Source organism: Arsenophonus nasoniae, assembly GCF_004768525.1.
Lineage (GTDB): Bacteria > Pseudomonadota > Gammaproteobacteria > Enterobacterales > Enterobacteriaceae > Arsenophonus > Arsenophonus nasoniae.
On record NZ_CP038613.1, the window covers coordinates 3,633,469 to 3,659,431 of the forward strand.

26 protein-coding genes are annotated in these 25,963 nt (G+C 38.9%); 15 read left to right on the top strand and 11 right to left on the bottom strand.

Features of this window, described 5'->3' with window-relative positions:
• Position 1 precedes the first annotated feature (1 nt).
• The 7 genes from lptA (at position 2) to npr (ending at position 4,872) form a co-directional block, all read left to right on the top strand.
• The gene (lptA, locus tag ArsFIN_RS18290) at positions 2-556 is read left to right on the top strand and encodes a lipopolysaccharide ABC transporter substrate-binding protein LptA (protein ID WP_051296895.1); all 555 of its coding nucleotides are present in this window, start codon (positions 2-4) and stop codon (positions 554-556) included.
• Positions 557-561: 5 nt separating this feature from the next.
• Entirely contained in the window at positions 562-1,287 is a 726-nt protein-coding gene (lptB, locus tag ArsFIN_RS18295) for an LPS export ABC transporter ATP-binding protein (RefSeq protein WP_026821360.1), read from the top strand.
• A gap of 63 nt (positions 1,288-1,350) precedes the next feature.
• Positions 1,351-2,790: an RNA polymerase factor sigma-54 gene (rpoN, locus tag ArsFIN_RS18300; RefSeq protein WP_026821359.1), complete on the top strand. Its 1,440-nt coding sequence runs from the start codon at positions 1,351-1,353 to the stop codon at positions 2,788-2,790.
• A 22-nt stretch (positions 2,791-2,812) separates the two neighbouring features.
• A complete protein-coding gene (gene hpf, locus ArsFIN_RS18305) occupies positions 2,813-3,100 on the top strand; it encodes a ribosome hibernation promoting factor (protein WP_026821358.1) in 288 nt (95 codons plus the stop codon).
• A 112-nt stretch (positions 3,101-3,212) separates the two neighbouring features.
• The gene (gene ptsN / locus ArsFIN_RS18310) at positions 3,213-3,680 is read left to right on the top strand and encodes a PTS IIA-like nitrogen regulatory protein PtsN (RefSeq protein ID WP_026821357.1); all 468 of its coding nucleotides are present in this window, start codon (positions 3,213-3,215) and stop codon (positions 3,678-3,680) included.
• Between the two features lie 68 nt (positions 3,681-3,748).
• Positions 3,749-4,603, top strand: a complete 855-nt coding sequence (gene rapZ, locus ArsFIN_RS18315) for an RNase adapter RapZ (protein WP_026821356.1) — start codon at positions 3,749-3,751, stop codon at positions 4,601-4,603.
• Positions 4,600-4,872 carry a PTS phosphocarrier protein NPr gene (gene npr / locus ArsFIN_RS18320; RefSeq protein ID WP_026821355.1) on the top strand — a complete coding sequence of 91 codons (273 nt, stop codon included), beginning with the start codon at positions 4,600-4,602 and terminating at the stop codon, positions 4,870-4,872. The genes rapZ and npr overlap by 4 nt, the downstream gene beginning before the upstream one ends.
• Before the next feature lie 297 nt (positions 4,873-5,169).
• Here the strand turns inward: npr and pmbA are convergent, their stop codons facing one another.
• Positions 5,170-6,510 (bottom strand): metalloprotease PmbA, encoded by a 1,341-nt coding sequence (pmbA, locus tag ArsFIN_RS18325; RefSeq protein WP_026821354.1) that lies wholly within the window; start codon positions 6,508-6,510, stop codon positions 5,170-5,172.
• A 182-nt stretch (positions 6,511-6,692) separates the two neighbouring features.
• Here pmbA and yjgA point away from each other — a divergent pair, with 182 nt between their 5' ends.
• Entirely contained in the window at positions 6,693-7,232 is a 540-nt protein-coding gene (gene yjgA, locus ArsFIN_RS18330; RefSeq protein WP_026821353.1) for a ribosome biogenesis factor YjgA, read from the top strand.
• Here yjgA and ArsFIN_RS18335 read toward each other — a convergent pair.
• From ArsFIN_RS18335 to mreB, 10 genes are all read right to left on the bottom strand, one after another.
• Positions 7,229-7,519: a barstar family protein gene (locus ArsFIN_RS18335; protein ID WP_246067290.1), complete on the bottom strand. Its 291-nt coding sequence runs from the start codon at positions 7,517-7,519 to the stop codon at positions 7,229-7,231. The two genes, yjgA and ArsFIN_RS18335, sit on opposite strands and share 4 nt — an antisense overlap.
• Complete coding sequence (locus ArsFIN_RS18340; RefSeq protein WP_026821351.1) at positions 7,520-7,981, bottom strand: ribonuclease domain-containing protein; 462 nt, start codon at positions 7,979-7,981, stop codon at positions 7,520-7,522.
• Between the two features lie 20 nt (positions 7,982-8,001).
• Positions 8,002-9,447, bottom strand: coding sequence for a metalloprotease TldD (tldD, locus tag ArsFIN_RS18345; protein ID WP_026821350.1), 1,446 nt, complete (start codon positions 9,445-9,447; stop codon positions 8,002-8,004).
• A gap of 15 nt (positions 9,448-9,462) precedes the next feature.
• The gene (nit1, locus tag ArsFIN_RS18350; protein WP_026821349.1) at positions 9,463-10,320 is read right to left on the bottom strand and encodes a deaminated glutathione amidase; all 858 of its coding nucleotides are present in this window, start codon (positions 10,318-10,320) and stop codon (positions 9,463-9,465) included.
• Positions 10,310-14,131 (bottom strand): AsmA2 domain-containing protein YhdP, encoded by a 3,822-nt coding sequence (gene yhdP, locus ArsFIN_RS18355; RefSeq protein ID WP_026821348.1) that lies wholly within the window; start codon positions 14,129-14,131, stop codon positions 10,310-10,312. The genes nit1 and yhdP overlap by 11 nt, the downstream gene beginning before the upstream one ends.
• 54 nt (positions 14,132-14,185) lie before the next feature.
• Positions 14,186-15,655: a ribonuclease G gene (gene rng, locus ArsFIN_RS18360; RefSeq protein ID WP_026821347.1), complete on the bottom strand. Its 1,470-nt coding sequence runs from the start codon at positions 15,653-15,655 to the stop codon at positions 14,186-14,188.
• On the bottom strand, positions 15,645-16,241 hold the full coding sequence (locus ArsFIN_RS18365) for a Maf family protein (RefSeq protein ID WP_034249109.1): 597 nt from the start codon (positions 16,239-16,241) through the stop codon (positions 15,645-15,647). The genes rng and ArsFIN_RS18365 overlap by 11 nt, the downstream gene beginning before the upstream one ends.
• Before the next feature lie 42 nt (positions 16,242-16,283).
• Positions 16,284-16,772, bottom strand: a complete 489-nt coding sequence (gene mreD / locus ArsFIN_RS18370; RefSeq protein ID WP_026821345.1) for a rod shape-determining protein MreD — start codon at positions 16,770-16,772, stop codon at positions 16,284-16,286.
• 42 nt (positions 16,773-16,814) lie between these two features.
• A complete protein-coding gene (mreC, locus tag ArsFIN_RS18375; RefSeq protein WP_026821344.1) occupies positions 16,815-17,801 on the bottom strand; it encodes a rod shape-determining protein MreC in 987 nt (328 codons plus the stop codon).
• A gap of 103 nt (positions 17,802-17,904) precedes the next feature.
• Complete coding sequence (gene mreB / locus ArsFIN_RS18380; RefSeq protein ID WP_026821343.1) at positions 17,905-18,948, bottom strand: rod shape-determining protein MreB; 1,044 nt, start codon at positions 18,946-18,948, stop codon at positions 17,905-17,907.
• Between the two features lie 621 nt (positions 18,949-19,569).
• Between mreB and acuI the strand changes: the two genes are divergently transcribed.
• From acuI to prmA, 7 genes are all read left to right on the top strand, one after another.
• Positions 19,570-20,547, top strand: coding sequence for an acrylyl-CoA reductase (NADPH) (acuI, locus tag ArsFIN_RS18385; protein WP_026821342.1), 978 nt, complete (start codon positions 19,570-19,572; stop codon positions 20,545-20,547).
• Between the two features lie 184 nt (positions 20,548-20,731).
• Positions 20,732-21,229, top strand: coding sequence for a type II 3-dehydroquinate dehydratase (aroQ, locus tag ArsFIN_RS18390; RefSeq protein WP_051296894.1), 498 nt, complete (start codon positions 20,732-20,734; stop codon positions 21,227-21,229).
• Between the two features lie 17 nt (positions 21,230-21,246).
• Positions 21,247-21,717: an acetyl-CoA carboxylase biotin carboxyl carrier protein gene (gene accB, locus ArsFIN_RS18395; RefSeq protein WP_026821341.1), complete on the top strand. Its 471-nt coding sequence runs from the start codon at positions 21,247-21,249 to the stop codon at positions 21,715-21,717.
• A gap of 11 nt (positions 21,718-21,728) precedes the next feature.
• Entirely contained in the window at positions 21,729-23,075 is a 1,347-nt protein-coding gene (gene accC / locus ArsFIN_RS18400; protein WP_026821340.1) for an acetyl-CoA carboxylase biotin carboxylase subunit, read from the top strand.
• Between the two features lie 126 nt (positions 23,076-23,201).
• On the top strand, positions 23,202-23,444 hold the full coding sequence (locus ArsFIN_RS18405; RefSeq protein ID WP_026821339.1) for a YhdT family protein: 243 nt from the start codon (positions 23,202-23,204) through the stop codon (positions 23,442-23,444).
• Positions 23,434-24,882, top strand: a complete 1,449-nt coding sequence (gene panF, locus ArsFIN_RS18410) for a sodium/pantothenate symporter (protein ID WP_026821338.1) — start codon at positions 23,434-23,436, stop codon at positions 24,880-24,882. The genes ArsFIN_RS18405 and panF overlap by 11 nt, the downstream gene beginning before the upstream one ends.
• 26 nt (positions 24,883-24,908) lie before the next feature.
• Positions 24,909-25,796 carry a 50S ribosomal protein L11 methyltransferase gene (prmA, locus tag ArsFIN_RS18415; protein WP_026821337.1) on the top strand — a complete coding sequence of 296 codons (888 nt, stop codon included), beginning with the start codon at positions 24,909-24,911 and terminating at the stop codon, positions 25,794-25,796.
• Positions 25,797-25,963 lie beyond the last annotated feature (167 nt).

Here is a 25,963-nt window from a genome sequence, read left to right on the forward strand (position 1 = left end):
AATGATATTGGCAAAAAAGATCTTCATTAATGTAGCACTGACTAGCTCAATATTCATATTAAGCTTGCCAGCAGTAGCGCTGAAAAGTGACTCACAACAACCCATTCAGATTGATTCAGTCAAACAGTCGCTTGATTTAGAAAAAAACATTACCACATTTACAGGAAATGTTGTTATAAAACAAGGTTCTATAGATGTTCGAGCTGATAAAGTCGTTGTTACTCGTCCGAACGGCGATGCAAAAAAGATGGTTGTCGAAGCCTATGGTACGCCAGCAACCTTCTATCAATTACAAGATGATGGTAAACCTATCAAAGGTCACAGTGATAAAATACGTTATGAAATGGAAAAAGAACTGGTTATCCTAACGGGTAATGCTTATCTTGAACAACTAGATAGTAATATTAAAGGTGACAAAATTACCTATTTAGTCCCAACCCAGCAAATGGAAGCGTTTAGCGATAAAGGGAAACGAGTAACGACCATATTGTTACCTTCCCAATTACAAGAAAAAGGCCCTGGTGTGAAAAGCACAAATAATAGTAAGAGTAAATAATAAAAATGGCTAAATTAACTGCGAAGCATTTGGCAAAAACATACAAAAACCGTAAGGTTGTTGAAGATGTTAGCCTAGAAGTCAGTTCAGGTGAAATCGTTGGTTTACTAGGGCCAAATGGTGCCGGTAAAACGACAACCTTCTATATGGTAGTTGGGATCGTTCCTCGTGATACTGGAAAAATTGCTATCGATGATGAAGATATTAGTTTATTGCCTCTGCATGAACGTGCTCGTAGAGGAATAGGTTATTTACCACAAGAAGCCTCAATATTTCGCCGGCTAAACGTTTACGATAATCTGATGGCTGTATTAGAAATTCGTAAAGATCTAACCTCCGAAGAAAAACAACAACGTGCCGAAGAATTGATGGAAGAATTTAGTATTACTCATTTGAGAAATAATCTCGGTCAATCACTTTCGGGTGGGGAGCGCCGCCGAGTGGAAATAGCCCGGGCATTGGCGGCTAATCCTAAATTTATTCTTTTAGATGAACCTTTTGCTGGTGTTGATCCAATTTCAGTATTAGATATAAAAAAAATAATCCAACACTTGAGAGATTATGGTTTAGGTGTATTAATAACCGATCATAATGTGAGAGAAACATTAGATGTCTGTGAACGTGCTTACATTGTCAGTCAAGGTCATCTTATCGCTCATGGAACCCCTAAAGCGATTTTAGAAAATGAGCAAGTCAAACGTGTCTATTTGGGAGAAGGTTTTCGCCTCTAACCCTAACTCATTAAAGTTGTAAGTTTTTTTATTATGTTATTCCCAAGAGGTTAAGCCAATTTTATGAAACAGAGTTTGCAACTCCGACTCAGTCAGCAGTTGGCGATGACACCACAGCTACAACAAGCGATTCGTTTGTTGCAACTTTCAACATTAGAACTTCAGCACGAAATTCAGCAAGCGCTTGAAACCAATCCTTTACTTGAACAAGATGACCTCTATCAGGAAATCGAAACATCAGATATTAATGATAACGAGCCAGCGACACTAGATAGTTTTGAAGCAATTGAACAAAATGATATGCCTGACGAATTACCCTTAGATACTAATTGGGAAGAAATTTATACTTCAGATAGCTATCCAAGCTTAAGCAATAATTTTAGCGACAATGATTTTCCTCTCTACCAAGGGGAAACATTGCAAACACTACAAGATTATTTATCCTGGCAAGCATCATTGACACCCTTTACTGAAATAGATGCAGCAATTGCCACCGCCATTATTGATGCTGTCGACGATTCCGGCTATTTAAGCACTACTATTGAAGATATTTACACCGGTTTGGCACTAACCGATATTACCCTGGAAGAAGTTGAAATTGTATTAAAACGGATCCAACACTTCGATCCAATTGGCGTTGCAGCAAAAAATTTGAAAGACTGCTTACTTATTCAGTTATCAGCATTACCTAACGAGACTCCTTTTCTAAAAGAAGCTAAACTGATAATTAATGACCATCTAGAATTACTTGGCAATCGTGATTTTCGGCAACTTAGCCGGAAAACTAAATTAAAAGAAGCGGCCTTGAAAGAAGTTATCGCTATGATACAACGATTAGATCCTAAACCTGGGCAAGTCATTCAAACTAAAGAGCCACAATACATTGTCCCAGATGCTTTGGTTCGTAAAATAGATAATGACTGGCAAGTAGCACTAAATACTGAAAACATTCCACGTTTAAAAATCAATCAACATTATGCTTCTCTAGGCAAATATTCTGGTAATGAAGAAGATAACCAATTCATCCGTAACAACTTACAAGAAGCAAAATGGTTAATAAAAAGTTTAGAAAGTCGTAATGAAACTTTATTAAAAGTTGCCCAATGTATTGTTGAAAATCAGCAAGAATTTTTTGAATATGGTGAAGAGCATATGAAACCTATGGTATTAGCGGATATTGCTTATCAGGTTGATATGCACGAATCAACAATTTCCCGTGTCACATCGCAAAAATACCTCCATAGTCCAAGAGGCATTTTTGAACTGAAATACTTTTTTTCTAGCCATGTTAACACCGATACAGGAGGAGAAGCGTCTTCTATCGCTATACGCGCGCTAGTAAAAAAACTCATTGCGGCAGAGAACCCTGTAAAACCCTTGAGTGATAACAAATTAACGAGCATACTAGCAGAACAGGGGATTCAAATTGCTCGTCGTACAGTTGCTAAATATCGAGAGTCTCTATCCATTCCACCCTCTAATCAGCGTAAAAAACTGATTTGAATTAACTGAGAAGGAAGATACTATGGAATTTCAAATTACTGGACAAAATATTAAAATTACCGAAGCATTACGACATACCGTTGAAGAAAAATGTTCAAAATTTGAACAATATTTTGACCATATTAATGGTATTCATGTAATTTTAAAAGTACAGAAATTTAATCAGATTGCTGAAGCAACAGCGAAAGTGAATGGAGCAGAACTCCATGCTTCTGCTCAAGAAGATGATATGTATGCTGCTATTGATGCCATGGTAGAAAAAATGGCACGTCAGCTTACTAAATATAAAGAAAAATTGAAACAACATTAATTTGTGTTATTAAACAACAAGGGCACTAAATATAAATTATTGATGCGAGTATCGTTCATACCAGATATTGATTATCGATATCTGGTATAATTGCCCTAAGTGAATAAATCCAATGAACAGTGAAAAAAAATTATCATTAAGCTCGGTATTAACACCATCATGTACACTAAATAATGTACATTGTACGAGTAAAAAAAGAGCACTAGAGATTATTAGTGAAGTTGCTGCTATTGAACTGAATGTGCCTGAAAATGTCGTTTTTGATTCATTACTTACCCGTGAAAAAGTCGGCACAACCGGTATTGGTGGGGGTATTGCAATCCCTCATGGCAAATTAAATGACAGTAATTCATCCGACGCAGTGGGTGTATTTCTTCATTTGAATGAACCGATCGCTTTTGATGCCATTGATAATCAGTCTGTTGATTTGCTGTTTGCACTATTAGTTCCTTCGGAGCAATGTAAAACACATTTACATACGCTCTCTTTAATTGCCAAACGGTTGGCTGACAAGAACTTGTGTCGTCGTTTACGCGCTGCGCAAAGTAATGAAGAACTCTATGAAATCATTACTGAATAACAACTTAAAAAAATCTGTACTAAAAATAATGATTTTTTTATTGTGAAGAAACTTAAGGGGTATTACTCATGGTGCTGATGATAATCAGTGGCCGTTCTGGTTCAGGTAAATCTGTTGCTCTACGAGCGCTGGAGGATATGGGTTTTTATTGTGTTGACAATTTGCCCGTTATTTTACTGCCAGAATTAGCCAATACGCTGGCTGAACGACAAATTTCAGCTGCTGTGAGTATTGATGTTCGCAATATGCCCGACGACCCAGCAATTTTTGAAAAAGCGTTAAAAAATTTACCTACTAGTTTTTCCCCGCAATTACTTTTTCTTGATGCAGATCGTAACACGTTGATCCGAAGATATAGTGATACACGCCGTCTACACCCACTTTCCAGCAAAAAGTTATCATTAGAAAATGCGATTGATGAGGAAAATGATTTATTAGAGCCTTTACGTTCACGAGCTGATTTAGTCATCGATACCTCTGAAATGTCGGTGCATGAACTGGCTGAAATGCTAAGAGCACGTTTATTAGGTAAACGCGAACGTGAATTGACTATGGTATTCGAGTCCTTTGGCTTTAAACATGGTATTCCGATCGATGCAGATTATGTATTCGATGTACGTTTTTTACCTAATCCACACTGGGATCCCAAATTACGCCCTATGACAGGTCTCGATCGTCCAGTTGCTGCCTTCCTTGACCGACATACAGAAGTACATAATTTTATTTATCAAACACGTAGTTATCTTGAATTATGGTTACCCATGTTAGAGTCGAATAACCGTAGCTATTTGACCATCGCTATCGGTTGTACCGGAGGTAAACACCGTTCAGTTTATGTTGCTGAACAACTGGCTGATTACTTTCGCTCTAGAGGTAAAAATGTTCAATCCCGTCATCGAACGTTGGAAAAAAGAAAGTCATGACCGTCTATCATCGCATTATTATAAAAAACCAGCAGGGTATGCATGCTAGGCCAGCAATAATGCTTTGTGAACTGATCCAACAGTTTGAATCTACAGTGCGCTTACGCAACTGTCATAATATAGAAGCTCAAGCAGATAGTGTTATAGCAATGCTGATGCTAGACTCTGAGCAAGGAAGTTATATCGATGTTGAAGTAACGGGTCCAGATGAAGAACAGGCACTGGCAGCAATTATTCAACTTTTTCATCATAAACTTGAAGAAGACTAATAAATTTTCTGCCTAAATTTCACGACATCAAGGCCATTCGTCAGCAAAATCACCTTTCATGGTTATTAAGCTCTATCAGCTAACTCTATTTTTAAAAGCTAGTATAAAATGCTGTGGCAAATTGTAGCTAAAATCATTCTGCCACAACATGAATGCTAGTGGGCTAATTACAACAAAATGACTGACTCTATCGTAGCAGCCAATGTTGGCTGTTGCGATAAGATGCACGTTACTTTAATCGACTGGTTTTCAACCAATTTTTCAGCCTTAAACAGCAATTTGTTAGTAATAATTGAATTATTGACCAGCCACATGCATTTCTGACAATAATACTGAACCGCATTGAATATTGCTTCGCGTTTCAATATCATTGCCTATTGTTACAATATTAGCCCACATCTGTTTTAAATTACCGGCAATTGTAATTTCACTGACAGGATATTGTATTACTCCGTTTTCGACCCAAAATCCAGCTGCTCCTCGCGAATAATCGCCCGTTACCGAACTAACTCCCTGCCCCATCAATTCAGTGACAACCAATCCTGTCCCCATTTCTTTTAACAGAGCAGCAAAATCTAATCCTTGGCCGGCAATATGCCAGTTATGAATACCACCCGCATGACCCGTACTCCGCAAGCCAAGTTTACGTGCTGAATAAGTAGTCAGTAACCAAGTTTGTAATATTCCTTGCTCAATAATATTACGTTGAATTGTATTGACTCCTTCACTATCAAAAGGCGATGACGCAAGCCCACCAATCCGATGCGGGTTCTCCTGAATGGTTAACCAAGCAGGAAAAATTTGCTTACCCAGGCTGTCTAATAAAAAAGAGGATCTTCGATAAATATTTGTACCACTAATCGCGCCAACCAGGTGACCAAATAAACCGGTTGCGACTTCAGCAGCAAAAATGACCGGTGTCTTCATAGTCGATAATTTATGCGGCGAAAGCCGGGCTACCGTTCGGCGAGCAGCCTCCTGTCCAACCCATTGTGGTGATTGCAAATCCTCTAATCGGCGGGCAATGGTATAAGCATAATCACGTTCCATACCACCATCCGCCTGCGCAATCACGCAACTTGACATTGAATGGCGACTGGAGCAATAGCTCTGTAACATTCCGTGAGTATTACCATACACTCTGATACCATAATGACTATTAAAGCTTCCACCTTCGGTATTTTTGATCCTTTTATCGGCATTTAAAGCAGATATTTCCGCTTGACTTGCTAATTGGATTGCCTTTTCGGCATCAATATCAAAGGGATAAAAGAGTTTTAAATCAGGCGATTGATAAGTCAAAAGTTCAGCATCTGCCAAACCCGCAAAAGGATCTTCTGAGGTATACTGAGCAATATTAATAGCGGCTTGTACAGTACGCTTTATAGCTTCTGGATGTAAATTAGTGGATGATGCACTGCCTTTACGTTGCTTATGATAAACTGTGATACCGAGAGCACCATCACTATTAAATTCAATATTTTCAGTTTCACCAAAACGGGTACTTACACTGATACCTGTTGATTTATTAATAGCTACTTCAGCCGCATCACAACGCTCTTTAGCGTATGATAATGCATATTCAACCGTTTCTTCTAATTGTTTACGTTGTAATAAAACCTGTTCCGTCAAACTCATTGATATCATCCAAAAATAGAAAATAAAATCAACTCAACCAATACCTATCCTCAGCGGAAAATAAATCCTCTATAGCATTAAATCTATTTTCCCAGTTACAATAGAGATAAGATATTAACATACCCGACGACAGATCATTCTGAAATAAAATAATCCTACGTCTTGCTAAGAGGAAAGCCGCAATGGCAAAACAGCCCGATAACTGGTTCGATGATAACGCCGATAATCTCGATAAGGATGAAATCATCTGGGTCAGTAAAAGCGAAATCAAGCGTGATGCCGAAGCGCTAAAAAAGCTGGGAGCTGAACTGGTTGAACTTAGTAAACATGAACTAGAACGAATCCCCCTTGATGATGAACTACTAGCAGCCGTTGAATTAGCGCAAAAAATTAAGCGTGAAGGACGTCGACGCCAGTTACAATTTATTGGTAAATTACTCAGAGCGCAAGATCCTCAACCTATTTATGACGCGTTGGATAAACTAAAAAATCGGCACAATCAACAAATCGCTATATTACATAAGCTTGAAGCTTTACGTAATCAATTACTAGAGAATGGCGATAATGCGATTGAAGATGTAATACTTTTATTTCCCTTAGCTGACCGTCAACAGCTACGTACATTAATACGTAATTGTAAAAAAGAAAGAGAGGCAAATAAACCGGCTAAAGCCTATCGTCAACTCTTTCAGTATCTAAAAACACTATCTGAAAGTGCCTAAACTGGATCAGATTGGGAGGCGCGGCAATGAAATATTAATTGCCCTCCCAATGTTTGTTCCGCTTCTCTAAAAACCGTTATTACTTCAGCAAATTTTGTTAACTGATGTTGATTTATATGAGAAAAAATAACCACTATCGGTAAAGCAATTTCCCCAGTCAACACATCCCACAAAGCATCTAAATTTTGGCCAAACCATTTTGGCAATTCAAAAACTGATATCGCTTTTTGATAAAAATCAGTCAGATTGTCTATTTCACGAAAATCAAACTCAACACAATGCATCATTTAATTCACTCTTGAAAAGGTTTTATAATGATCTAAAGTTACATAAATCAATCCATCTGATGAGTAAAGCAACCGATCACTCCCTCGATGACCACAGTGATAATTGATATCAGCTTCATACCATTGCCGATCTGGCGCAGAGAGTAGCAATTTTTCTCGATTATTATATCTATCGCCACCAATCGCTTTACCCGGCACAACCTGACATAAATTACCTTCTCTTGGGCTCCAACCATTTTGTTGCGCTTTTCTTTTCGTGATATAAAAATCAGGTAATCTATGATATTGCCGTAGATAATTAACCACATTTTCCTGTGCAGTTAACTGGTCAATATTGTGAACAGCTGTTGGCTTTACCTTTTGCCCGATAACTTCTGCCTGGTGCAGACTATTCCATTTGAAGTAAATACCTGCACCTATTAATATGGCTAATATTACCAAGATAACAATTTTTTTATTCATCCAATAATCCAAAAATTTTATTATGCAGTTCCACCAACTGTAATACTATCAAGCTTTAATGTTGGTTGGCCAACACCAACAGGAACACTTTGGCCTTCTTTACCACAAACACCAATACCGCTATCAAGTTTGAGATCATTGCCAACCATGGAAATCTGCTGCATTGCCTCTTTCCCCGCACCGATTAATGTTGCTCCTTTTATCGGCTGCGCGATCTTCCCTTTTTCGATCAAATAGGCTTCTGCGGTCGAAAACACAAATTTGCCAGAGGTAATATCAACTTGTCCACCCGCAAAATTAGGGGCATAAATTCCACGATCTACACTGGCTATTATCTCTTCAGGAGTTGACTGTCCCGCTAACATATAGGTATTTGTCATCCGCGGCATCGGCAAATGCGCATAAGACTCACGGCGACCATTGCCAGTTGGTAAAACCCCCATCAAGCGTGCGTTCATTTTGTCTTGCATATAACCTTTTAAAATACCGTTTTCAATCAAGACATTATATTGACCTGGCACCCCTTCATCATCAATGGCTAAAGATCCTCTACACCCGACTAACGTCGCATCATCAACTACGGTACAAAGTGGTGAAGCAACTTGTTGACCTATTTTGCCACTAAAGATAGATGTTCCACGACGATTAAAATCGCCTTCAAGACCGTGGCCAACTGCCTCATGTAGTAAAACTCCTGGCCAACCAGCCCCTAGTACCACAGGCATTGTTCCTGCCGGTGCAGCAATTGCGGCAAGATTAACCAATGCTATACGTACAGCCTCTCGGGCATAATGTTCCGCCCGAACTTCACCCTGCTCTGTTGCAAGAAAATATTGGTAACCATAACGACCACCACCGCCACTGCCTGCCCGCTCACGCTTGCCATCATGTTCAACTAACACACTAACAGATAAGCGTACTAGTGGGCGAATATCAGCCGCTAATGTACCATCTGTTGCTACGATAAGTACATGTTCATAAACACCAGATAGCGTTACATCAACCTCTTGCACTCGATGATCTTCGGCCCGGGCAACCTGATCAACACGCCGCAACAAGGCTATTTTCTCTTCCGGGCTCATTGTTTGCAGAGGATCAATCGCAGAATATAAATGTTCAAAATCGACCGGATTGATTAGACCTACTTTACCCTTTCCACCTTGATTTACAATGCTTCGTGCTGCTTTCGCACTTTGCTGTAATGCCTGTAAAGTAATCTGATCAGCATAAGCAAACCCGGTTTTATCATCACGAATAGCACGAATACCTACACCCTGATCAATATTGTAGGATCCTCTTTTAATAATTCCGTCTTCCAACCCCCATGCTTCATGACAACTCGACTGAAAATAGAGATCAGCATAATCTAAATGTCGCTCTGCGAGTGATCCTAAAACCTCTTGCAGATGTTGATGATTGAGATCGTTGGATGTCAGCAAATATTCACTAACAGAGGTTAAACTCATATTTATTTACTCTTTCTATTTTGTTTCGTGCTGAATCAATGGCATCAAACTCGTACGGAAGCGATTATGTTTTACGACTTTCATCTGTTCACGGACACCAATTAGGCTTTCTTTAGCTTTATCAATATTAAGGGTTAATGCGCTAACTGCATCTGTATTTTCTTGGAGAATATTGCCCCAGCTATCAATCACCATTGAGTGACCCCAAGTACGACGTTGACCATGCACACCTATTTGTGCCGGCGCTATGATAATACATTGATTTTCAATCGCACGGGCTTTTAAAAGTGGCTCCCAGTGTGCTTCACCAGTTAAACGGGTAAAAGCAGCGGGCACAGCTATCAGATCCGCCCCTTGCTTTCTTAAAGCCTGAAACAGACTGGGAAAACGTAAATCGTAACAAATTGTCATTCCCAAACGGCCAACCGGTGTATCAACAACGGTAATATGTTCACCACGTTGATAAATTGAAGATTCATTATAAATACCTTGTTCATCTTCAATAATATTCACATCAAACATGTGAATTTTGTCATAGCGAGCGCGAATTTCACCTTTATCATCAAATAACAGACTACTACTCGTAATAAGTTCAGGATCTTCTCGACTAATTAGTGGCATAGAACCCACCAATATCCATACTTGATAATGGCGAGCCATTTCAGCAATTGCACCTTGTAAAGGACCTTCTCCCTGTAATTCAGCAAAATTACGGTAACTGACATTATCACTAAACAACAGTGCATTTTCCGGTGTTAAAACCAATTTCACACTATTCGGCAATTGTTTAATTTGTTGCTCTATCTGAGCAAGGTTATGTTTAGTATTTTTACCACTACACAATTGTAAGAGTGCAATATTGTCACTTGTCATCCTGTTGATTCTCCTTCAATTGACGCAAAGTTTCATCAATTTTTGGTTGTTCCAGACTACCGGTAATTCGATAACGAATAACCGATATTTTACTCCATAATGGCCCCAATACTCTAGTTGCAGCAAACACGGCTGCACCGGCCAGTGGATTAACAGCAAACGCCGTTGCAACACCTACAGTGGCTGAAATTTCAGGGGTAATAATAGCTTCTAAATTCATATCACGACGAATTAAATTAATTTTGCCATGTATTGCAATATCAGCCATTAAACCATCAATATAAAAATCATCGGTGTTTAAGATACCATTTTTTATATTGGCTCTGCTACGAATGGAATCGAACTCAAAGTCATTACTAAAAGTATCACTAAAATCTAGCTGCAATTTACGCAGCAGTGCGTCGAAACTAACAAAACGCAACAACTGACCGGCACCACCACCTCCCATCTGAGCAATTGCTCCCTTAGTTAAATGAAAACTCAGATTACCGTTCAAACTATTAACATCAGGTTGCCATGGTACTGTTGCCCAATTTAAATCAAAATCAATTTTAAAGGGTGCCTGTTTAATAGGTACTAGTATGCCGTAATAAGCGGCCAAATCATCAAAGCGATTACCTTTTAATATCCCTCTTATGCTGGTACGGTTTTGTTGATCTGCCTGCCATATACCAGAGATTTTCAAATTAGTGGCACTATTTTTTAACGATCCCTCTTTTAAAATAAGTGTCTGTCTATTCCGCATAATTTGCGCTTTAAGCTCACCAAGTTTATAGCCGGCAATCCAGCATTCTGAGCAATAAATATCTATATTGGGCCAAGCAGAAATATCATATTTTTGCGCAATGTTATTTGTTGTCACGTCATTCTGCTGTTGGGATGAAATTTCTGGATTGAAATAAAGATAGTTGATCTTAGCTTGCCAGTTGCCCTGCTTCGGAATAGTCAAGTTTCCCTTTAACATATCACTCTGTGCAACAATTTTCGTCAATTCCGCCGTTTTATTAATGGTAAATACCATATTATTCCATTGCTGTTTGGCAAATGTGATCTTTGGTAAGTTAACAATAGTGATATCCGGTAGCACAAATGATTTACCATAATTTTGTGGCGCTAAGTTTACTGAAGAAAATAAAGCCAACCATGAAAGCCATTTTGGATCACTAATTTCAGGTAAATTGATCATAATTAACGGGCTATTGGGCAGAACAACCCGTTTGGGTATGTAAGGCTGAATAGCACCTTTTAGTAAACGGACTTGCTTGTCAGTAAATTGCCATTCAGTATTAAAGCTAACTTGCTGACCAACATCACCATAAATTTGCAACTGCCGGGTATCACCACTAGCACGAATTTGCATATCACCTAATTGCCTCAGTTGCTGAGAATCCAAAGCAGGAAGTTGGCTGCGAAGCTGGCCTAATTTGCTATTGAGCGCAATAGATAAGGTTGGATTTCGCTTTAGTTGATTGGGCAATTCAATATTAATCTGTCCTTGCCAAGCTGTGCTACCTGCCAGATGACGTGTAATCGATTTAGGCAAAATGGCTATTTGTTTAGCTTGCCAATTACCGTCAACATTAACATTGATCTGGTAATTCTGCCGCTGATTAGTGGTATTGAATGTTAAATTTATCGGTTGGCCAAACCATAAAGCTTGCAATTTTTCACTCTTCAAATCACCATTACGAAAATAAAAACGTCCTGTTAGCTGTTTCAACTGACTATCAATAGCTGTAATATCGACCTGATTATTATTAAGATCAACTTGACCACTGGCAATCACACTGCCACTATTCTCCTCCAACGGAATATCAAGCACCAATTTACCATTAATATTACCGCCTATTTTCACTGCATCTAATGCCTTACCAATCGAACCCTCCATTGGGCTATGGTTAAAATAATTACGGATCGCTTTTCCATCGCCGCTAATATTTGATTTTATTAATAATTTCGACTGACTATAATCAGCAATACTTGCACTAAGATCCAACGCTGTAGCTTCGCCTAATTTTACATTAGACGCCGACATCCAAAGTCCATTACGTTCAAAATTAAGATCGATATCTAAATCAAAAATTGTCGGCCAATCAGGTTGATATTTAAAAGTTGCGTTTCGTAGTGGCACAAAAACTTGAAATTGCCCGTTATTCTTTTTAAAAGGAAAATCAGCCGGATCACCATGAAAAATCATAGTGGCAGCATCAACATGGCCAGCAATAATTGCTTTTGTTAGATAATCAGTTAAATCTTTGCCCATTAAGGTTGCTGGAAAATAACGCCATGCTTCACCCGCATCGGTCAATTGTGCGCCAATCAAAATACTTAATATCGGTGGCTGATCTTTTATTGCTAGATAACGAAAATCACCGGTTGTCGATAGTGATTTTGCTTGCAACTGCAAATTCTCACTCCAAATCTGGCGTGAATTGTCTTCTTCTGACCAAGAAATCGTTCCCTGTCCGGTAGAAATTTCTAATGGTGCTTTAAACATCGGCGCATATTCAATAACACTGTTATTTAAGTTAAATGAAAATACCCCTCCTTGCTGACTCCCGCGCAATGAACCACTAAAATGGCTAACTGATGGCAAATCTTTCCAACGTATCCAGCTAATATCTTGCCAAGTTACATCAATTAACGCCTTTTCTGGCTTATCAGGAGTAATATCCAATGCCAATGCGATGAGTTGCCCTTTTGGCTGACGTTTTTGCCAATCACTGATAAATTCAGGCGTGAAAAAAGAGAAAATAGGCAAAATAGATCTTAATCGTTCTAATTGAATATTATTAACCCGTATACGCCAAAGATTTTCATCTGCTGTTGATTGGGGTAAATAGAGTAGAGAAATTTGGCCTTCAAGCCATTGTTGTTGATCGGTTTTTAATTGCTGTAATTGTGGAATATTAAATAACCAACCATTTTCTTGGCGCTGCAGGGTTAGCAATAAATCATCAACAGCCAGCTGATGCTCTTGTTCATCAACCTGCCAATTTGCCTGCCCCTGATGTAGCTGTAGTTGCCCACCTTCGATACGGCTATCTTTGATAGTAATCCAGCTAGAAAGACTAAACACTGCATTCTGTAGTCCAGTACTATCCCGTAACCAACGACTTAACCAAGGGCGCAAATTAACATTATCTGCCTGTAAGTAAACCGTTCCTTCATTAATCACACCATTTTTATTACGAAGGTTGAGTTTAATTTGAATGGCATCCTGATCTTGTTGCTGTTGCACACTATCAAGATTGACAAATCCTTGTGCTCGATGATATTCATTTTGATTTAACCAGGTTAGCTCCGGGATCTTTAATGTTCTTTTTTCTGCTGATGGCGTCAAAAAAGTGATTCGACTTTCTTTCAGCGTAAAATAATCAAATTGCTTTAAAAACAGTTCATCTAAGGCATCTAAATCAATATGACTAAAATCACCTTCACTGCCGAATTCTAGAGGTTTATAACAATCTGCATTTAATTGATAGAAAATAATATCGCGAAAACGTAGATGTAAAGAAAATAGTGAACGCCATATATCAAATGAAAACTTTACTTTCTTTACCTTGATATTGACTTTTTCAGTGGTAACACTGACATCAGAAATCGTCAATACTGGCCCAAAAGAGACCCACTCACCTTCAATATGACCAATTTTAAACGGTATCCCCGTTAACGCTTGAATTTGTCCTTCAAGTTGATTTCGGTATTCATTAATTTGAGGAAGAAAAAGACGTAATCCAATAATGGCTAATGCCATAATAAGTATGATTACTGTGCTTATGGCTACCAATACCTTAGGTAGTCGTTTCACCCATCTCTCCTTCCAAAAGAAGTTACTACAATGGCAATCTAGCCGCTAACATAACTACATCATAACGACATCAAACTGTTCCTGACTATACAGTGACTCAATTTGAACTTTGACCGACTTGCCAACAAAAATTTCTACTTCCGCCAATACATGAGATTCATCACCATTTAATGCCTCGACAACCGCGGGTGAAGCATAAACTAAGAAACGATTAGCATCGATAGTACGATTTATACGAACAATTTCACGTAAAATTTCATAACAGACAGTTTCTACCGATTTTACCGTTCCTCTACCCTGGCAAGTTGGGCATTCATCACATAGAACATGTTCAAGACTTTCACGCGTTCTTTTGCGAGTCATCTCTACCAATCCTAATTGCGAAAATTCATTAATAGTGGTTTTGACCCGATCTTTTAATAAAGATTGCTCCAGCGATGCCAAAACACGGCGACGATGTTCAGGATCAAGCATATCAATAAAATCGATAATAATAATACCACCCAAGTTGCGTAACCTTAACTGTCTCGCTATAGCTTGTGACGCTTCAATATTGGTATTAAAAATGGTCTCTTCCAGGTTACGATGACCAACAAAAGCACCAGTATTAATATCAATGGTGGTCATGGCTTCAGTTTGATCAATAATCAGATAGCCACCAGATTTTAATTCAACCTTACGTTCTAAAGCTCGCTGAATTTCTTTCTCAACATCATACAGATCTAATATTGGTAATGGCCCTTGATACAGTTCAAGCTTTACTGTCATTTCAGGCACATATTCATCAATGAACTCTTTTAATGAAACAAAAGTCAGTTTTGAATCAACCCGGATACGGTCTAATGATGCACCGGCAAAATCACGAATAATACGATGGGCTAAAGCCAGTTCGCCGTAGATCTGCATACGAGACTTATGACGTTTTTTACGTTCAACAATTTTAGACCATAAACGCTTCAAAAAGGCGGCATCTTGAGCCAATTCATCATCACCTACTCCTTCTGCCGCAGTACGAATAATGAAGCCACCATTTTCATCACAAAATAGTTCAACAATACTTTTCAAACGTTGTCGTTCTTCTTCACTTTCAATACGTTGGGAAACACCAACATGAGAAGCGCCCAGCATAAAAACTAAATAACGGGATGGTAATGTGATATCCGTTGTTAGACGAGCGCCTTTTGTTCCAAGCGGATCTTTAACCACCTGTACCATAATATCTTGCCCTTGCCGAACCAATTCGCCAATATCACGTACATGAAAGTTTTTTTGTTCATCACCAGCAATGCATTCAGTATGCGGCATAATATCAGAGGCATGAAGAAAAGCAGATTTTTCCAAGCCAATATCAACAAAGGCCGCCTGCATACCGGGCAAAACTCGACTCACACGACCTTTGTAAATATTACCTACAATTCCTCTTTTAGCTTCACGCTCAATGTGAATTTCTTGTAACACGCCACCGTCAATATAAGCCACCCGTGTTTCAGAGGGGGTTACATTGACTAATAGTTCAGCTACCATAGCTCTTCTTCCTATTATTTAACGCTAGAAATTTAGTCAATAATTCATCTGTTTCAACTAACGGTAACCCCACTACAGCGTGATAACTTCCGACAATCCGCCTAACAAAACAGCCACCTTTACCCTGGATAGCATAAGCTCCTGCCTTATCCATAGGCTCACCTGACAAGATATATTGATCGATTTCTTTATTTGTTAATCGTCGCAATGTTACTTCGGTGACAACCAAATCATACAATGTCTTCTGTTTATCTGAGAACGCAATTGCAGTCATCACTTGGCGTGTTCTACCTGAAAGTTGTCTTAATATCTGCGCAGCATGGTTTTCATCTTTAGGCTTACCCAAAATAGTTCCGTCATTTACAACAATAGTATCCGCCCCCAATACTGGATACGGTTTGGTCGCCATATCAACACCCGCTTGTGATTTTTCACATGCTAAACGAATAACATACTTACTGGGTGTCTCTCCTTCACACCATAATTCAGATATGTCAGGAAGAATAATGTCAAATAGCCATCCTAGCTGTTCAATTAACTTACGCCTTCTTGGCGAAGCTGACGCTAAATAAATCCTATTTACCATAGAAAAAACTCTCAGAAAAAATAGACAATTGGCTGCCCATTTTTAACGAACTAAAAACTGACGTCGAACTTTGCGCAATAATAAAAACATCCAAGGCCACAAGATGGCATTAATCAAACAATTCCAGAATATTTCAGGATGAAATAAAACAAGGGAAGAGAGAAATTCCGCCCAGAATATTGTAAAATTCATAACCACTGATAATCCAGCAATAACAAGCGATTGTTGCCACAGTGCCATATTTCGAAGAAGCTGATGTTTATACGATACTAAATAACAAATCAAGCTATAAGCTAATGCATGTACACCAAGTGCTGAGCCTTGGATCAAATCCATTAAGATCCCTAAAAAAAATCCGGTGCCGACACTAACTCGATGCGGTAAAGCCATAACCCAATAAATTAAAATTAATGCTAACCATGTGGGCCGATAATAAATAAACTGCTCAGGCCAGGGCATTTGTTCCAGAATTATTGCAATTAAAAAGGACAGCCAGATGATCCACCGCCCATTACCACGGTATTGATCCATTCTATGTTTCCTTTAGTTGCCTTGATTTCACGGTAACAATTCCTATTGAGCGACCAAAGGAGGTTGCTCGACATTTTTCATTTCTGTTGCTGGTAGTGGTGGCCCTTGAAGCTCGTTTGGGCTAGGAAGCACCTGGGGCAGAATCTTCATTAAACGCTCATTTGCTGCTCGATATACTTCTGATGGAGGTAAAGGATGAGAAGGATCGCTAGAGTTTCCCCATAGCAATAAAAGATAGCGTAGTCTTTGTAAATCTGCGGTAGGTCGTGCATGAATAATCGTATAAGCGCGTTGGGTATCATGCTTTACGGAAGAGACAATCGCAACGGGATACCCTTCGGGAAAACGTCCGCCTAAACCAGAAGTGACTATCACATCACCAATACGTATATCAATATTATCGGGTAAAGGTTCAAGTTGAAGATCATCACTACATCCTGTACCCACTGCAATCACCCGAATATCATTACGTAATACTTGTATAGGTAATGCATGCGTTGTATCACAAATCAGTAAAACACGGCTATTAAACTGGCTCACTGCGATAACCTGTCCAACAACACCCTTATCACTAATAACAGGCTGACCTTCATAAACACCATCATGTAAACCTTTATCAATGACAATTTGATCTCGATAAGGCGTATTTGCACCTGAGAGCACTTGAGTAACCATCATGTGTTCATCCTGACGTAGAGGTGACCCCAATAGCTCACGTAATCTAGCGTTTTCCTGTTTAAGTTGTCCAAGTAATAAATTATCTGCTTTTTTTAATAAAACCTCTTTCTTCAATGCCTTATTTTCAAAAAGAAGTTGATCTCTTCTCGCCAATGTATCTGAAATATTATCAAGCAGTTCTCGCGGGCCATTTGCCAAAAAATAAAAAGGACTAACAGCCGTATCTAAATAACTACGTATTTTATTAAAAGTATCAAATTGACGATCAAAAGCAACCAGCGCGATTGCAACAACGATCGCAATAATAATACGCAATTGTAGGGATGGCCCTCGACTAAAGATCGGCTTCATGAGTTACTTTAATAAAAAATAAATAAACGTTAAACATTAACATCACTTTACATAAAGTAAGGAGGAGCGCCATCCTTAAGTTCCTCCTTCTATTGGCTAACGTCTAGTCATCACTAAACAGATCACCACCATGCATGTCGATCATTTCCAATGCCTTACCACCACCACGTGCAACGCAAGTTAATGGATCTTCAGCAACAATGACAGGAATGCCTGTTTCTTCCATTAAAAGACGATCTAAATTACGCAATAACGCACCACCACCGGTTAAAACCATACCTCGTTCAGAGATATCAGAAGCTAATTCTGGTGGACATTGTTCCAAAGCTAACATAACGGCACTAACAATACCGGTTAAAGGTTCCTGCAGCGCCTCAAGTATCTCATTCGAATTAAGGGTAAAGCCACGTGGTACTCCTTCAGCCAAATTACGACCGCGCACTTCAATTTCGTAAACTTGATCTGTAGGATAGGCTGAACCGATTTCGTGTTTAATCCGCTCAGCAGTTGCTTCACCAATTAATGAACCATAATTACGACGAACATAATTAATGATCGCCTCATCAAACCGGTCACCGCCGATACGTACCGATGATGAATAAACAACACCATTCAATGAAATAACAGCAACTTCTGTCGTTCCACCACCAATGTCAACCACCATAGAACCTGTTGCTTCGGAAACCGGCAAACCAGCCCCAATTGCAGCTGACATAGGTTCTTCAATTAAGAAAACCTCGCGAGCGCCAGCACTCAGTGCCGACTCCCTGATTGCACGACGTTCTACCTGGGTCGCACCTACAGGCACACAAACTAAGACGCGTGGACTTGGACGCATAAAGCTATTGCTATGAACTTGTTTGATAAAATACTGTAACATTTTTTCAGTAACATAAAAGTCCGCAATCACGCCATCTTTCATTGGACGAATAGCCGCGATATTACCCGGCGTCCGACCTAGCATCTGTTTTGCTTCATGACCTACTGCAGCAACGCTCTTAGGTGAGCCTGCGCGATCTTGACGAATAGCCACAACTGACGGTTCGTCTAACACAATACCTTGTCCTTTGACATAGATGAGAGTATTGGCGGTACCCAAATCAATAGACAAGTCGTTGGAAAACATGCCACGAATTTTTTTAAACATAACGAAAGGATAATCCTGCAAGCTGGAAACGAATGAAAATCCGTCTACTTTACCAACCACATGAAGCAACGACAAGGAGTTAATTAAATCGCTTCAATAAAAAGTGGCCAATTTTTTTACAATACAAAAAACCGTTATTACTGCTTATTTTCTATAATCGATTACAGTATAAAGTAAACAATACCATCATAAAAATCACTTAATGCACTTAATATAAAATTTTCTAACAAGAAATTTAACTATTTTACATTAAAATAGATCACTATATTAAGTTTATATGACGCTACATAATTATTAGTTGACATATGCTTCAAAGCAAGGTCAATTCACTTTTTAATATTACCTTAAAGTATAAAAGTCTTCCATATTAATACTTTATCTAAGTAACAATAAAAAATAATTTAAATGTAAATATTAATTCTGTACGTAATTATTTATAGAAGAAAAAATTTCTTTTCAACTAAATATAATAAACCCGTATTCTGCCTGATAACTCCCTATTGGCGCTAGTAAAAAAACATATTTACAATTTATTTATCATTGAGACTTTTATCCCCCACCGAAATAACGGAAATAACTTTATACTGAAGCATCCTTATGCAAATTCAAAGGCCACAATTTATGAAAGCCCTGCTGTTAGAACAAGAAAATCAAGTATTAAAAGCCAATATAAAATCGATCGACGACACACTTTTGCCTTCGGAAGACGTTACTGTAGATATTTATTGGTCTACACTAAACTACAAAGATGCTTTAGCTATTACAGGTAAAGGAAAAATTATCCGCCAATTCCCGATGATACCAGGTATCGATTTTGCCGGGATTGTTAAGTCTTCAACAAATCCAAAATTTCAAGCCGGCCAGCAAGTTTTACTGACGGGTTGGGGAGTTGGTGAAAACCATTGGGGGGGATTAGCAGAACAAGCCCGAGTGCCAGCCAAATGGTTAACCGCTATTCCTGAAAAAATGACGTTGCGACAAGCCATGATAATCGGTACCGCTGGTTTTACCGCCATGCTTTGTATAATGGCTTTGGAAGAAAACGGAGTAACATATGATAAAGGCAACATTCTTGTGACTGGCGCCAGTGGTGGTGTAGGTAGTACCGCAATACAACTTCTTGCTAAACTTGGTTATTCCGTCACAGCAGTAACTGGTCGAGAAAGTAATATCGATTATTTAAAAGCGCTTGGCGCTCAGCAAGTGCTGCTTCGTAAAGAGTTTACTACAATACCTCATCCTTTAGAAAAACAGCGCTGGGCAGGTGCTATTGATACCGTTGGTGGCAATATTTTAGCCACGGTTATTTCACAAATGTGCTATGCAGGGACGGTAGCAGCCTGTGGTCTGGTCGCTGATATTAGGTTATCAACAACAGTGATGCCTTTTATTCTGCGTAATGTAAGACTGCAAGGGATCGACTCTGTAATGGTTCCAACGATAAAACGCCCACAGGTTTGGCAACGGTTAGCCAATTTATTACCCGACAGTTTTTATCAATTAACAACAACCGAGATCCCGTTAGAAAAAGTGATTGATTATGCTGATAAATTAATCAACAACCAAATCACTGGCCGAATACTGGTAAAAATACGTTAACTGGTTAATATTCGAGACAACTTTGCTGATTAAACTAAAATTTTGCTGCTAATTGCTATGAAATGTTGATAATATCGTTCTTTGTCGTCAAAATAAACGTTTCCATTATGAGAAAAAGATGACAAACTATTAGCATCGAGTTATCTTGTCAAATTATCAATTATCAGTCGGAGATACCCGCAAAATGACAAAAGATTTCCACATTTTGCTGCTAAATGGCCAAAATTTAAATATGTTGGGAACAAGAGAACCATCATTCTATGGTGGTCTTACACTTCAGGATATTGTTAACCAAACGAGCCAAAAAGCAAAACAATTAGGAGTTAAATTAAGTCATTTTCAATCTAATGCGGAACATGAGCTGATTAATAAAATCCATCAAGCTCAAGGGAAAGTAGACTTTATATTGATTAACCCAGCAGCATTAACGCATACTAGTGTGGCATTACGAGATGCAATATTAAGCGTTGCCATTCCTTTTTATGAGATCCACCTTACTAATATTTATGCACGTGAACCATTTAGGCATCACTCTTATCTCTCTGATATTGCAAACGGCGTCATTTGTGGCTTTCGAGCTGACAGTTATATTTTTGCATTAGAAGCTGCGGTTAAATTCTTAATACGTGTTGAAGAATTAGATGCCGACGGTGAACCTAAATCTAATAAATGTAAAGAATAAAAATACGGAATTAACTTATGGATATTCGTAAAATTAAAAAATTAATTGAGCTTGTTGAAGAATCTGGCATTTCTGAACTAGAAATTTCGGAAGGTGAAGAATCAGTGCGTATTAGCCGTACAATCGTGCAGAATTTACCAACTTTACAACAGTATATGGCAGCACCCACCACACATCAACCAGCTTTAGCAAACGCCATAGCGCCTTCTCAAATTTTACCTGAAACAACCAATGAGAAAAAAGCCGAGATCAGTGGTTATACTGTTCGTTCACCAATGGTTGGTACCTTCTACCGAGCGCCTAGTCCAGAAGCAAAGCCATTTGTTGAAGTCGGACAAACGGTTAAGGTAGGGGATCCTCTATGTATTGTCGAAGCGATGAAAATGATGAATCAGATCGAAGCTGACAAAGCAGGTGTAGTTAAAGCAATTCTCCTGGAAAATGGAGAAGCGGTTGAATTTGACGAGCCATTGGTTATCATCGAATAACGAGGCATCCTATGCTTAAAAAAATTGTTATCGCCAATCGTGGCGAAATCGCTTTACGCATCTTACGTGCCTGTAAAGAACTAAAAATACAAACTGTTGCCGTGCATTCTGCCGCTGATCGCGACTTAAAACATGTATTACTTGCTGATGAAACCGTCTGCATCGGGCCTGCCGCTTCAGCTGAAAGTTATCTTAATATTCCAGCAATTATCTCAGCAGCAGAAATTACTGCTGCAGAAGCTATTCATCCTGGTTACGGTTTTCTATCTGAAAATGCCGACTTTGCCGAAAAAGTGGAACGCTCTGGTTTTATATTTATTGGCCCTAAACCAGAAACCATTCGTCTTATGGGCGATAAAGTTTCTGCCATTGAAGCCATGAAAAAAGCCGGTGTTCCTTGTGTTCCAGGCTCAGATGGACCTTTAGGAAATGATATTAAAACCAATAAAACGATTGCTAATCGAATTGGCTACCCGGTTATTATTAAAGCCTCTGGTGGTGGTGGTGGCCGCGGTATGCGCGTTGTTCGTAATGAAAGTGATCTAGAACAAGCTATTACTTTGACGCGCGCCGAAGCGAAAGCGGCTTTTAATAATAGTATGGTTTATATGGAGAAGTTTCTAGAAAATCCTCGCCATATTGAAATTCAAGTACTTGCTGATGGTCAAGGCAATGCGATTTATTTAGCCGAACGTGACTGTTCAATGCAGCGTCGTCACCAAAAAGTCGTTGAAGAAGCACCTGCGCCAGGTATAAAAGCGGATATGCGTAAGAGCATTGGTGAACGCTGTGCAAAAGCTTGTCTTGATATCGATTATCGTGGAGCCGGTACCTTTGAATTTCTTTATGAAAATGGCGAGTTCTACTTTATTGAAATGAATACGCGTATTCAAGTCGAACACCCTGTGACAGAAATGATCACTGGGGTTGATCTGATTAAAGAACAGTTAAGGATCGCTTCCGGCTTACCCCTATCTATTAAACAAAAAGATGTCAAAATTCATGGGCATGCAATAGAATGCCGAATTAATGCCGAAGATGCCAATACCTTTTTACCAAGTCCGGGTAAAATTACTCGCCTCCATATTCCTGGTGGTTTTGGTATACGCTGGGAATCACACATTTATGCCGGTTACACAGTTCCACCTTACTATGACTCTATGATTGGTAAGCTAATTACTTATGGTGAAACCCGCGAAATTGCCATTCTTCGGATGAAAAATGCCTTATCCGAATTAATCATTGATGGCATTAAAACTAACATAGAATTACAACAAAAAATTATGGATGACAGCAATTTTTTCAAAGGTGGTACCAATATCCATTACCTGGAAAAAAAACTGGGATCACAGGAATAAACTTTTCTATTTACCTTTCATTGCAATAGGGTACTGAATGTACCCTTATTTTTGATAATTTTTCTGCATATAATCGTTAACCAACATACAAATCCTCAGATTAAATTTTTACTACCAGGAGAAACAATGGACAAACGTTTTCTGCAATCCAACAAAGAAGCTCGTTGGTCAGCTTTTCTTACCGTTGCTTATTTATGTAGTTGGATTATGGCTGCCTACCTCCCGGGTGAAAAAGTGGGTATAACAGGGATGCCATTATGGTTTGAACTTTCATGTTTATATTTACCGCTGATTTTTATTTTACTTTGTATCTTAATGGTTAAATTTATTTTTAAACAAATGTCGTTGGAAGATAAAGATGCAAATTGAAATCCTCTTACCACTTATCGGTTATTTATTATTGGTTTTTTTACTGTCTATTTATGCCTATCTACGACGCCAAAAAGGCGAATTTTTGCATGAACACTTTCTAGGTAATCGCTCTATGGGTGGGGTTGTTTTAGCGATGACTATCACCGCAACCTATATCAGTGCAAGTTCTTTCATAGGTGGTCCTGGAGCAGCCTATAAATATGGCCTTGGCTGGGTGCTACTTGCCTTAATTCAGGTGCCTACTATTTGGCTCTCGCTTGGCGTTTTAGGTAAAAAATTCGCCATCTTAGCGCGTCGCTATCATGCGGTAACACTTAATGACATGCTGTATGCTCGTTTTCAAAGCCGTTTACTGGTATGGATCGCGAGTATTAGTTTGCTGGTCGCTTTCTTCGGTGCTATGACGGTTCAATTTATTGGTGGCGCTCGTCTGCTAGAAACAGCGGCAAATATTCCGTATGAAATAGGATTATTAATATTTGGTATCTCGATTGCACTTTACACTGCCTTTGGTGGCTTTAGAGCCAGTGTCCTTAATGACACCTTACAAGGCTTTGTTATGTTACTAGGAACAATTATTCTGCTGGTTGCTACAGTTCACAAGGCGGGAGGCCTGGCCACAGCAACAGAGACCCTAAAAGCGATTGATCCCAAACTGATTACGCCACAAGGGGCTGATGATATCTTTAGCATGCCATTTATGGTGTCTTTCTGGGTTTTAGTCTGTTTTGGGGTTATTGGCTTACCACATACTGCTGTCCGCTGCATTTCCTATAAAAATAGCCAAGCGATGCACCGTGGGATCATTATCGGCACCATTGTAATGGTTATTTTAATGTTAGGAATGCATTTAGCAGGAGCATTGGGTCGAGCCATTTTACCGAACTTAACTATTCCGGATCAGGTGATCCCAACATTAATGATCACGGTTTTACCTCCATTCGCCGCAGGAATTTTCCTTGCAGCCCCAATGGCTGCCATTATGTCAACAATTAATTCACAATTGCTTCAATCTTCAGCAACTATCATAAAAGATCTATATTTAAATATTGCACCAAATGAGATAAAAAAAGAGAAAAAATTAACCTGGATCTCAAGTGCTTCTACCCTCATTCTTGGTGCTTTATTACTATTAGCCGCCTGGCACCCACCGCAAATGATTATTTGGTTAAATTTACTGGCTTTTGGTGGATTACAAGCTGTTTTTCTTTGGCCATTAATACTCGGACTTTATTGGGAAAGAGCAAATCGTTTTGGTGCATTAAGTTCAATGATTATTGGTGCCCTCTCTTACACATTATTTACCGCGTTTGATGTTAAAATTTTAAATTTTCATCACATCGTACCATCACTATTATTGAGTTTGATTGCTTTTTTAATTGGTAATTTTGTAGGTGAGAAAAAATTATTATCTACATCGATAAAAATTAGCTAATAACCCACGATCTGAAGAGAATATTTATGCCCTGGATACAAATACGTCTGAATTCAACAGCCGATCATGCAGAAGCCTTAAGTGATATATTAACGGAAGCCGGAGCGGTTTCTGTCACCTTTCAGGATAGCTATGACAACCCTGTTTTTGAACCCCTACCGGGTGAAACTCGTCTTTGGGGAGATACGGATGTTATTAGTTTATTTGATGCAAAAAGCGATATGGAGCAGGTTATTAATCAACTTGCAAGTCACTCTTTATTAGGTAAAGATTTTGTGCATAAAATTGAACAAATAGAAGATAAAGATTGGTCGCGTGAATGGATGGATAATTTCCATCCCATGCGTTTTGGACATAAATTATGGATCTGTCCTAGCTGGCGTGATACGCCGGATCCCAATGCTGTTAATGTCATTTTGGATCCTGGTTTGGCATTTGGTACCGGTACACACCCTACCACATCGCTCTGTTTAGAATGGCTAGATAGCTTAAATTTGAAAGATAAAACGGTTATCGATTTTGGTTGTGGCTCAGGCATACTGGCCATTGCCGCACTTAAGCTAGGCGCAAAGAAAGCCATTGGTATTGATATCGATCCACAAGCTATCCTTGCTAGCCATAACAATGCTGACCAAAATAATGTCGCCGATAAATTAGTTCTTTATTTAGCAAAAGATCAACCGAAAGATTTAAAGGCGGATATTGTTATTGCTAATATCTTAGCGGGCCCCTTACGCGAATTAGCGGGCGCAATAGGGGCGTTAACCAATCCCAATGGTCTACTTGGACTATCTGGAATATTAAGCAACCAGGCTGGAACAGTTATAACTGCTTACCAACAAAAGTTTAATATTGAGCCGATAATAGAAAAAGAAGGCTGGTGTAGAATAACAGGGATAAAAAAAGCGGATTAAACTCAAGCAGGATTAGCGTAATACATGCGTTAATCCCTGTAATAAAATTTTTACGAGTAATCTCTTTTGGAAAAATCACAAAATGATAACGACCACCAATCTAATAATGTTTATTGTTTAAGTGAAATAGTATCTTTTGAATAACCATAATAAAAATAATTATTGAG